Raw genomic sequence first — 10,256 nt, forward strand, 5'->3', positions numbered from 1 at the left:
TGAGCCTAACCGCAGCGCAAAAGCCCTGCAGAGCCGCGGTTTTCGATCATGATGAGTCTTAGTCTTGCGCGCTCCGCTGGTCGTCGTCGATGCCGCGGTCCTCGGCCTTGGCAGAGCGGCTGGTGATGGCGCCGCGGTGGATCCGCAGATACGTCTCGGTGTAGCGCTCGGAGATGCGGGTGCCCGCGAAATCCGACGGGATGACGTCGTTGGTCTTGACCCGCCAATCATCGAGCAGCATCGCGAGGTCCGCGGCGATCGTCTCGATCGTCCCGGACGCTCCGTCCTCGAGCAGGTTGCGCCGCTCGGTGGGATCGGCCCGCAGATCGTAGAGTTCGCGTTCGGGTCGGGGGCCGCGCACCTGCGGCGCGACGATCCGTCCCGGGGCGCTGTCGGCGATGTCCCACGGCAGGTCGAGAACCGGTCGGGCCGCGTAGTTCTCGATGTAGCTGTAGTCCTTTGTGCGGATCGCCCGGATCGGGTCGAAGGAGTCGTGGTAGGTCTTCGTGGTGTAGACCGCGGTGCGGACCTCGGTGGTCTCCGGGCCTCGGCGCAGCAGGTTGTCGGCGTGGGACAGGCCGTCGAGGTCGTCGGGGATGTCGACGCCGAGCACGCCCAGCAGGGTCGGCAGCAGATCCACCCCGCTGAACAGATCCTCGTAGACCCGCGGGGTGATGCCGGCGTCGCGCGGCGGGCGGATCATCAGCGCGATGCCGGTGCCTGCGTCGTAGAGCGTGGACTTGGCGCGGGGGAGTGCGGGGCCGTGGTCGGTCATGAACACCACCCAGGTGGTGCGGTCGAGTCCGGTGGCCTCCAGCGTGTCGAGCAACTGGCCCACCGCCGCGTCGGCGACGGTGATGGAGCCGTAGAACTCGGCCATGTCCTGCCGGACGGCGTCGTCGACGGGGAGGTAGTCGGGCAGGCTGACCGATGCCGGGTCGGCGGGTTCGTAGCGTTCGCGCGGATAGGGCCGGTGGGTCTCGAAGAACCCGGCGGTGAGCAGGAACGGCTTCTGCGGCGCGTGCTGCAGCCAGCGGGTGGTGTGTTCGACCACGTATTCGCAGTAGGAGTTCGACACGTCGAATTCGTCGAAGCCGAGTTTGGCGGGATACGACGTCTCGTGCTGCATGCCGAACAGCGCGGTGTGCCAACCGTTTTCGCCGAGGATGTGGGGTAGCGTGCGCACCCCGCCGCGATACTCCCAGCCGTGGTGGGCGAGTCCGACGAGGCCGTTGCTCTGCGGGTAGCGGCCGGTGAAGAAGGAGCCGCGCGACGGGGAGCACAGGGGCGCGGTGGCGTGGGCACGGGTGAACAGGATGCTCTCGGCGGCCAGGGCGTCCATGCGCGGGCTCGTCACGTCGGGATGGCCGTAGACGCCCAGATAGCGGCCGAGGTCGTGCCAGTGGACGATCAGCACGTTCGCGCGGTGGGCGCTGGCTGGGCTCATGAGAGTCGAACCTATCCCAGCTCGCGGACCCGCGATTCGGGCGCGCTCACGGACGGTGAGCGTAGGTGAGCGCGCCGAAATCGCACGGGTTCAGGGGCGGTAGGGCACCCCGACCGCGCGGAACACCCAGTCGGGCGGCACGTGATAGGCCAGGTTGCGTGTCGGTAGGCGGAGCAGCAGTTCCTCCGGCAGATCGGTCTTGTAATGCAGCGACAGCCGGCCCTCGCAGCGCGGGTCGATTTCGGCGATGTCGGCGTCGATGAACAGCCCGGTGGCGGACAGTTCGGCGGTCACCGGACCCGTCTGCTCCGCATTCCACGGCTGATCGATCGTGCGGCCCGCGAGCTTGGGCACCGTCGACAGCGTCCCCAGCACCCGTCGGCCGGTCAGCGCCAGCGCACCGGTATAGCCCGACACGCTGCCGTTCGCGCGTTTACCGGGAATCGATCCGGTGAAGCGCCGCGTGACCGGCACGTATTCGGCGAGGTGCAGGACGCCCTCGGCCTCGACGTCGGCGCGCAGCGCACCGGGCAGCGCGCCGATTCGCATGAGCTTGCGCAGGAGTACGGCCATAGGATCTGAGGGTAATCGCGTCGACGGGAGCGACTAGCCTTCCGGGGCATGGTCACCTACCCGGCCGCCGGGTCCCCGTCGCGCCGGGCGCTGGTGGGCGGGGTCGCACTCACCGCCGCGGTACTGCTGGTCGGACTGACCTGGGCGAAGTGGGAGCCGTATCTGGGCAAGGCGCTCGCAGCGGCGCGCACCCACGAATGGACGGGTAAGGACATCCTCGGCGTCGGGGGCGTGAGCCCCGGTGACGCACCGAGCTGGTCCGCCGCCACCTCGTTCTTCCACACCTACGTGCTCGCCATCTGGCCCGCGCTGCTGGTGGCGTTGCTCGTCAGCGCCTGCGTGCAGGCGTTCGTGCCGCGGACCTGGCTGCCGCGCCTGCTGAATCGACGACGGTTGCTGTCCACCGCGGCGGCCGGTGGGTTGGCGAGCATGCCGACCATGATGTGCACCTGCTGCGCCGCTCCCGTCGCGGTGACGATGCGACGCACCGGCGTCAGCCGCGCGGCCGTCGTCGCGTACTGGCTGGGCAACCCGCTGCTCAATCCCGCGGTGCTGGTGTTCCTGTTCTTCGTCGCCCCCTGGCAGTGGTCGTTCACCCGGCTGGTGGTCGGCGCGCTGGCCGTCGTCGGCGCGGCCTTCCTGGTCGGGTTGCTCACCCGGCGTCACGACGCCGCGCAGCCGCCGCCCGCGGTCACCGAGATGCTCGACAGCCGCAGCGCGCCACACCGTTTCGCGATCGCGCTGGGCCGGATGTGTCTGGTCTTACTGCCGGAGTACCTGATCATCGTGCTGATGATCGGCGCCTGCCGCGGCTGGCTGATGCAGCTGATCCAGCCGGCGAACCACGGACTGCTGGTGGTACTCGTCGCCGCGGTCCTCGGCACCCTGCTGGTCATCCCCACCGCGGGCGAGATCCCGATCCTGCAGGGATTGGCGCTGCTCGGTCTTTCCTCCGGGGTCCTCGGTGCACTGCTCATCACCCTGCCGGCGGTGAGCTTCCCCGGTATCGCGATGGTGGTCCGGAGTCTGGGGTGGAAGTCGGTAGGCGTCACCGCCGCCACCGTGGTCGCGGCCGGGCTGGTCGGCGGGGCGATGCTTACGGTGCTGTGACGAAGCGGTTTTCGGCGTCGACGGACTGGTAGACAGGGCGCCATGACGCCGCGCCGCACCTGGTTGATCGGTTCCGCGCTCGGCGCCCTCGCGGTGTACGCGCTGATGTGGTGCGGCTTCGCCCTGCAGTGGTCGTGGTCGGCCACCCTCGACGCCGCCGCCCTGGAACCGATGTACCGGCTCGGCGCCGCGCACCCGGCATGGATCACCGCCTGGGACGTCTACTGCACGGTGTTCAACCCGGTGCTGTTCCGGTTGGCCGGCCTGGTCGTCATCGCGGTCGCGATCTTCCGGCGCCGACTGCGTCTGGCCGTGTTCGTGGCGATCACCGTCGAATTGAGCGGCGCGCTCACCCAGGTGGCCAAGCTGATGGCCGACCGTCCGCGCCCGGCGACTGCATTCGTCGTCGCCGACTCCACGTCGTTCCCGTCCGGCCACGCCCTGGGCGTGCTGGTCTGCGTGTGGGCGTTGCTGGTGATCGTTTTGCCGCTGCTGCCCGGGACCTGGCGCGGCTGGGCGATCGCAGCCGGCGTATTCGTCGTCGTGACCGTCGGCGCCGGCCGGGTGGTGCTCAACGTCCACCACCCGTCCGACGTCATCGCGGGCTGGGCGCTGGGCTACGCCTTCTGCGTGGCGTGCTGGCTGCTGTATCCGCTCAGGGCAGCGGACGGAACACCGGCAGTGCCCGATACTGCGCGGTGAAGGTGGCCTCGGTCACCTCGATGCCGACCTCACCGTCGCACGCCAGCACCGTGGGCCCGTCGACCGCCGTGAACCGGAACTCGGGCACCCGCATCTCGTGGTAGAGCGGGCTGCGCTCGAGCCGCCCCAGCATCAGCGCGGTCAGGATGCGGAGCCGGCTGAACCGCTTGCCGGTCTCCAGAATTCGGACGTCGAGTAGACCGTCGTCCATCTGATGGCGTTGCGACGGGGCGAACCCGGACGGGAGATAGGTCGAATTGCCGAGGAAGAACAACGACGTCTGCAGCGTCTCGTTGTCGTAGCGGATGCGCACCGGCTCGCCGCGGCGCAGCGTGTGGAACATCGCGTAGAGCCCCGCCAGCGGTTTGCCGATCTTGTGTTCGAGCTTCTCCCGGGTGACCACGAACCGTGGATAGGCGCCGATGCTCGCGGTGTTGATCACCATGTGGTCCTCGTTGAGGCACACCAGATCGACGCAGGACACCTGGCCGCGCCGGATGGCGTCGACGGTCTTGTCCACCGAATCGCAGCCGATGTCCTTGGCGAAGTGGTTGAAGGTGCCGCCGGGGAACACCGCGAGCGGGAGTCCGGCCGCCACCGCGATGCTCGCCGCGGTGGCCACCGTGCCGTCGCCGCCGCCGACCGCGAGCACCTCGGCCCGCCCGGCCGCATCGCGCAGCACGGTCTTCAGATCGTCGTCCTGCCCGAGTTCGACGACCTCCGCCTGCGGAAGTGCCTTTCGCACCTCGTCGATCACGTCCGCACCCGTCCCGCTGCCCGACGCCGGATTGATCACCAGCACCACACCGGCACCCTCGGGTCGCGGCGGGGTGTCCACCCGCAGCGGTTTCGCGGTCGGCAGCTTCGTGGGCGCCACCGGCGGGACCACCCGTCCGCCCAGCACGGCGATCGCCGCACCGAGGCCGAAGCCGGCGAACACGTCACCGGGGTAGTGCGCGCCGGTGGCCACTCGCGACAGCCCCACCAGACCCGCGAGCAGCGTGAGCCCGAGCCCGGCCATCGGGCTCTCCAGCCCCACGCCGACGGAGAACGCGGCCGCGCTGGCCGAGTGGCCCGAGGGCAGCGAGTTCGACGTCGGGAACCGCCGGCCCCGGCGCGCCAGCGGCACCACGATGTAGTTGGGCCGGGCGCGCTTCCAGATCCGCTTGGCGCCCTGATTGGTGACCAGGCTGGTCACCGCCAGCGTCATCACGCCGCGGACCGCGCCCCGGCGGGTGCGCGGGTTGCCGACGGCCATCAGCCCTGCGGCGATGGCGAACCACAGTTTCGAGTGGTCGGCGGCCTGCGTCAGCCGCGGCATCGTTGCGTCGAGCAGCGGACTCGGTGATTCGGCGACGGCCTCGAACACCTCGCGGTCCAGGGAGCCGAGGCCCTGGCCGATCTGGCGGAGACCCTGACCGCGGCGGCGGAGGCGTAATTCCATCCGCTCAACGTAACCACCAACCCTTGACAACTAAACTTGTCAAGGCGCACGCTGACCGAGTGCTCGATGTCGAGGTGATCGCAGAGCCCGCCGCCGCGGCGGCCGCGCTCGACCCGGTTCGCAGCAGACTGCTGGCCGAACTCACCGAACCGGCCTCCGCGGCCACCCTGGCGGGACGCGTCGGGATCTCCCGGCAGAAGGTCAACTACCACCTGCGCACCCTCGAGCAGCATCAGCTCGTGGCAGCGGCCGGTGAGCGGCGCTGGGGCGGTATCACCGAACGCCTCCTCGTCGCCACAGCGGCGTCGTACGTGGTGTCCCCCGGCGCGCTCGGCGCCGTCGGCGCCGACCCGGGCCGCAGCAGGGACCGGATGTCGGCCAGTTACCTCATCGCCGTCGCCGCACGCGCCGTGCGCGAGGTCGGCGAGTTGTGGCGGACGGCGCGCGACGCCGACAAGCGGTTGGCCACGCTGACGATCGACACCGAGATCCGGTTCCGCAGCGCGGCCGACCGGAGCGCCTTCACGCGCGAACTGTCCGACGCCGTCGCCACCCTGGTCGAGCGCTACCACGACGTGAGCGACCCCGCCGGCCGCGCCCACCGGGTGGTGGTCGCGTCCTATCCCACCCCCCGCCCCGAGAACGGAGAGACGTGATGCCGATACGCAGAGACGACGGACGTCGCTGGGTCGAGGTCGAGTACCTGGTTCCCGGAACCCCCGAACAGGTGTGGGACGCGATCGCCACCGGAGCCGGTATGAGCGCCTGGTTCGCACCCACCACCGTCGACGAACGCGAGGGCGGCGCACTCGAATTCGACTTCGGCGATGGTCGCACGCAGCGTGGGGTGATCACCGGCTGGGATCCGCCGAACCGGTTGACCTACGAAGAACAGAACTGGAGCGACAACGGCTCGCCGGGTCCGCTGGCGACCGAGGTCACCGTCACCGGCCGCAGCGGGCACCGCTGCGTCGTCCGGATGGTGCACAGCCTGTTCACCGACGTTGACGACTGGGACGACGAGATCGAGGGCTTCGAGAGCGGATGGCCGGGCGCCTTCGAGGTGCTGAGGGTGTACCTGCGCGACTTCGCCGGACAACCGGCGGCCCCGGTCCGCCTCATGGCCGAATGCCCAGACACTCCCGCGGCCGGGTGGTCCCAGCTCGCGCGGGGGCTGGGCCTGGCCGGTGTCGACGCCGGCGAACGTGTCGAATCGCCCCACGGCGCACCGGATTTCGCCGGTGTGGTGGAACGGGTGTATCAGCGGTTGACGACGCGCGAGGTGATGGTGCGGCTCGACCGGCCCGCCACGGGCGTCGCCGCCGTGGGGATCTTCACGATCGGCGACCGTACCCACGTCATGGTCAGCATGTTCCTCTACGGACCGGATGCCGATAACGCCGCCGAGGGGCAGAGGGACGTGTGGGAGAGGTGGCTGCGGGGAGTCTTCGCCGTCGGATCGGTCGCGACCTGATCGTGTCCCGTCCTTGACGGATCCGTGAGCCGCGGCGTCGAGGATGGGCGGATGCGCCGACTGCTGATCTCGTGGTGTGCGGCGGCAGTGGTTCTGGTGTCCGCGGCGTCCCCGGCGCAGGCCGCCGCCCCGTGGTTCGCCCGCAGCGTCGGGGCGGCCACCCAGGTGATCTCCGTGGTCGGCGTCGGCGGATCCAAGGCCAAGATGGACGTCTGGCAGCGCACGGCGGCCGGCTGGCAACCGGTGGCCGCCGGCATCCCGGCGTTCGTCGGCGCCAACGGGATGACGCCGCAGAGCCACGACGGCGAGATGAAGACACCGATGGGCGTGTTCACGCTGGACTTCGCGTTCGGCACCGAACCCAACCCCGGCGGCGGGCTGCCGTATGTCCAGGTCACCCGCGACCACTGGTGGGACGGCGACATGAGCAGTCCGACCTACAACACGATGCAGGTCTGCAAGAAGGACGCCTGCCCGTTCAACACGTCACTGAGTTCGGGCACCGAGAACCTGCACATCCCGCAGTACCGCCACGCGGTGGTCATGGGCGTCAACAAGGCGCGGGTGCCCGGCAACGGCGGCGCGTTCTTCCTGCACTCGACCGACGGCGGGCCGACCGCCGGCTGCGTGGCGATCGACGATGCGAAGCTGGTCGAGATCATGCGCTGGCTGCGGCCGGGTGCGCTGATCGCGGTCGCGCAGTGACCGCTCAGAGGTTCAGCGCCCGGCCGGCTTTCACCTTGAAGTCCAACGCCTTCAACGACATCGACGCGTCATAGGTGCGGTCGTAGCCGGTCTCGCTGATCTTCCAGCCGTCGGGCGTGCGGCGGTACCGGTCGTGATAGAAACCCGCGCCGATGAGCATGAAGTCGAAGGCGGGCGCGATGACCCGGTCCTGCAGATACCAGGTCGCGGTCGCCTCGTCCCCGTCGACGGTGATCTCGGGGTGGTTGACGCGGTGCTCGGTGAGTACCTCCGGCCCCAGCGACGTGCGCATGAAGTTCACCAGCGACTCGCGGTCGGTGAATTCGTGGGTGTCACCCAGCGATTCGCCGTACTTGCCCACGACGTCCTCGGTGAGGGTGTCGGCGAAGTCGTCCCAGTGCTTCGTGTCCAGCGCCCGCAGGTATCGGTATTTGACCTGTTTGATGTCGTCGATGTCACCCATGGTCGTCATTGCAGCACAGGGTGGGCCCAACGCATAGAGTCCGGGCCATGAAGCTGATCGACGGATACGTCAGATCTCCGTTGGCGGGGCTGGCACCGTGGATTCTGATGGCGGTGCTCAACGGAACCGGCAAATTCGAGGAGGCGGCGTCGGCGGCGCTGGGCCTGTCCCTGCTGACCCTGTGGGTGGGCAAGCGCCGGGGTGCGGCGGTCCATCTACTCGAAGCGTTCACCGTCGCCTACTTCGGACTATTGGCGATCCTGGGGTTGGTCGCCTCCGACGGCGCCATCGAGTGGCTGCAGATGTGGGCCGGCGAGGTCAGCAACATCGCACTCGCCGTGTTCGCGATCGTCACCCTGGCCTTCCGCCGGCCGTTCACGCTGGCGTACGCGAAAGATGCCACACCGCAGGAGCTTTGGGACAACCCCGTCTTCCTGAGGATCAACTACGTGCTGTCGGCGGTCTGGGCGGGCGCGTTCGTGTTCTCCGCCCTCGTCGGCGCCTACGGCGATGCGGTGCTGCGCGACAACGACAACTTCTGGACGGGGTGGATCCTGCAGATCGGCGCGATGATCTTCGCGGTGTCGTTCACCGAGTTCTATCCCGACTACGCGACCGGTGAGACCTCCTCGGTGTTGCGGGCGTTCGACTGGTTGCCGCCGTTCGTCGTGGTGACCGGCATCGTCGGTTGGGTCACCGACGCTCTGTCCGATGCGGTCGGCATCGCCCTGATCGCCGTCGGCGTGGTGGCATCCGCGGTATTGCGGCGATTGATCCCCGATGACGCCGTGTCGGGTGAGCTGACCTCGGCCGGGGGCGACTAGGGTTCACGGTCATATGAGCGACCCGTTGGGGTTGTCGATCGGGACCACCAACCTGGTAGCGGCGCGCGTCGGCAATCCGCCCGTGATCCGGCGTTCGACGCTGAGCCTGTTCAGCGACCGCACGCCGCAGGTCGGCCTGCCGCCGAGTGACGACACCGCCGGAGCCGGCGGCACCGTGCTGACCGGCTTTGTCGAGCGGGTCGGGGACCCGGTGCCGCTCGTCGCCCCGGACGGATCCTCCTATCACGCCGAGGCGCTGCTGACCGAGGCGCTCGACGCCCTGGTCGAACTGACGGGTGGCCCGCCGCTGGGAGACTTGGCGATCGCGGTGCCCGCGCACTGGGGCACGTCGACCCAGTTCGCGCTGCGCAAGGCGCTGCGCACCAATCCGGTGCTGGCGCCCGCGCGCCTGGTGCCCGACGCGGTGGCATCGCTGACGGCGCTGCACGCCAACCCAGGTCTGCCGTCGTCCGGCGTCGTCGCGCTCGTCGACCTCGGGGGGAGCGGGACCAGCATCACGGTGGCCGACGCGTCGGCGGCGTTCGAGGCGATCGACGCGACGACGCGGCTGACCGAGTTCTCCGGCGACCAGATCGACCAGGCGCTGCTCGGCCACGTGCTCCACGGCATCACCCAGTCCGGCGGGGTGGACCCGGCGAGCACCACAGCGGTGGGTTCGCTGACCGCACTGCGCGACCAGTGCCGAATGGCCAAGGAACGGCTGTCGGCGCAGACCGCCGCCGACGTCGCCGTCGACCTGCCCGGCCATTCGTCGCAGGTGCGGGTCACCCGGGCCGAACTCGAGGATCTGCTGCGGACTCCGCTGGCCGCCGTGCTGTCCGCGCTCGACGATGTGTTGCAGCGCAACAGGATCGCATGGGCGAACGTGTCGGCCGTGGTGACCATCGGTGGGGGAGCGAGCATCCCGCTGGTGACCCAGCAGCTGTCCGCCCATACGCGGGTCCCGGTGGTGACCACGCCGCAGCCTGCACTGGACGCCGCGGTCGGAGCGGCGCTGTTCGCCGCATACGGCGCAACCGCCGAAGCGCCGACCGGGCTCGCCCCGGCGGTGCCCGTGACCGAGATGTCCACCGACGCACCCGGATCGGCGACCTTCCGCGCGCTGGCCTGGTCGCAGGACGAGGGCGCCGGTGCGGAACCGGTGCCCTACACCGACGACGCCGGCTATCCGGACCCCTATCAGGATCCCTACGACGCGTACGCGACGGAGGTCGCGGGTCCGCGCCCAGAGGTGCTCTACGAACCGCACGACCCGCCCGCGGACCGGCCGAGCGTATGGCAGCGGCTCCCGCAACTGGCCGTCGCCGCCGCGGCCGTGGTGGCGATCGTCGCGCTCGGTGGCGTCGCCTATGCGCTCACCGGGACGACGACCGACAGCACCCCCGCCACCCAGATCGAGACCACCCGCGTGCCGGCGAGCGCCCCGCTGCCGCCGCCGACGGAACCGCCCCCGCCTCCGGTCCTCACGGTGACCCTGTCTCTTATACACATCT

General features: G+C 69.8%; 11 protein-coding genes. 7 read left to right on the forward strand and 4 right to left on the reverse strand.

The window, feature by feature from the left end; genetic code table 11:
- Positions 1-58: 58 nt before the first annotated feature.
- Positions 59-1,447, reverse strand: a complete 1,389-nt coding sequence (locus tag A5757_RS00525; protein ID WP_066828012.1) for a sulfatase — start codon at positions 1,445-1,447, stop codon at positions 59-61.
- Between the two features lie 90 nt (positions 1,448-1,537).
- Positions 1,538-2,020, reverse strand: coding sequence for a hypothetical protein (locus A5757_RS00530; protein ID WP_066828013.1), 483 nt, complete (start codon positions 2,018-2,020; stop codon positions 1,538-1,540).
- Between the two features lie 48 nt (positions 2,021-2,068).
- Here A5757_RS00530 and A5757_RS00535 point away from each other — a divergent pair, with 48 nt between their 5' ends.
- Both A5757_RS00535 and A5757_RS00540 read left to right on the forward strand, forming a co-directional pair.
- On the forward strand, positions 2,069-3,130 hold the full coding sequence (locus tag A5757_RS00535; protein WP_066828014.1) for a permease: 1,062 nt from the start codon (positions 2,069-2,071) through the stop codon (positions 3,128-3,130).
- A 42-nt stretch (positions 3,131-3,172) separates the two neighbouring features.
- Complete coding sequence (locus tag A5757_RS00540) at positions 3,173-3,832, forward strand: phosphatase PAP2 family protein (RefSeq protein WP_066828015.1); 660 nt, start codon at positions 3,173-3,175, stop codon at positions 3,830-3,832.
- Here the strand turns inward: A5757_RS00540 and A5757_RS00545 are convergent.
- The gene (locus tag A5757_RS00545; RefSeq protein ID WP_066828016.1) at positions 3,786-5,276 is read right to left on the reverse strand and encodes a bifunctional phosphatase PAP2/diacylglycerol kinase family protein; all 1,491 of its coding nucleotides are present in this window, start codon (positions 5,274-5,276) and stop codon (positions 3,786-3,788) included. The two genes, A5757_RS00540 and A5757_RS00545, sit on opposite strands and share 47 nt — an antisense overlap.
- A 59-nt stretch (positions 5,277-5,335) precedes the next feature.
- On the opposite strand from A5757_RS00545, the gene A5757_RS00550 reads away from it, so the two are divergent.
- From A5757_RS00550 to A5757_RS00560, 3 genes are read left to right on the forward strand one after another with little or no spacing between them, the layout of a single operon-like run.
- Positions 5,336-5,932 (forward strand): helix-turn-helix domain-containing protein, encoded by a 597-nt coding sequence (locus A5757_RS00550; RefSeq protein WP_066828017.1) that lies wholly within the window; start codon positions 5,336-5,338, stop codon positions 5,930-5,932.
- The gene (locus tag A5757_RS00555; RefSeq protein WP_066828018.1) at positions 5,932-6,750 is read left to right on the forward strand and encodes an SRPBCC domain-containing protein; all 819 of its coding nucleotides are present in this window, start codon (positions 5,932-5,934) and stop codon (positions 6,748-6,750) included. The genes A5757_RS00550 and A5757_RS00555 overlap by 1 nt, the downstream gene beginning before the upstream one ends.
- Before the next feature lie 51 nt (positions 6,751-6,801).
- Positions 6,802-7,455 (forward strand): L,D-transpeptidase, encoded by a 654-nt coding sequence (locus A5757_RS00560; RefSeq protein WP_066828019.1) that lies wholly within the window; start codon positions 6,802-6,804, stop codon positions 7,453-7,455.
- 4 nt (positions 7,456-7,459) lie between these two features.
- Here A5757_RS00560 and A5757_RS00565 read toward each other — a convergent pair whose 3' ends face one another.
- Entirely contained in the window at positions 7,460-7,918 is a 459-nt protein-coding gene (locus tag A5757_RS00565; protein WP_066828020.1) for a nuclear transport factor 2 family protein, read from the reverse strand.
- Positions 7,919-7,965: 47 nt separating this feature from the next.
- On the opposite strand from A5757_RS00565, the gene A5757_RS00570 reads away from it, so the two are divergent.
- The gene (locus A5757_RS00570) at positions 7,966-8,742 is read left to right on the forward strand and encodes a hypothetical protein (RefSeq protein WP_066828021.1); all 777 of its coding nucleotides are present in this window, start codon (positions 7,966-7,968) and stop codon (positions 8,740-8,742) included.
- Positions 8,743-8,755: 13 nt separating this feature from the next.
- Positions 8,756-10,256, forward strand: a 1,501-nt coding sequence (locus tag A5757_RS00575; RefSeq protein WP_066828022.1) for an Hsp70 family protein, incomplete at its 3' end; no start/stop codon positions are given.

It is taken from the genome of Mycobacterium sp. 852013-51886_SCH5428379 (assembly GCF_001665575.1).
Classification (GTDB): domain Bacteria; phylum Actinomycetota; class Actinomycetes; order Mycobacteriales; family Mycobacteriaceae; genus Mycobacterium.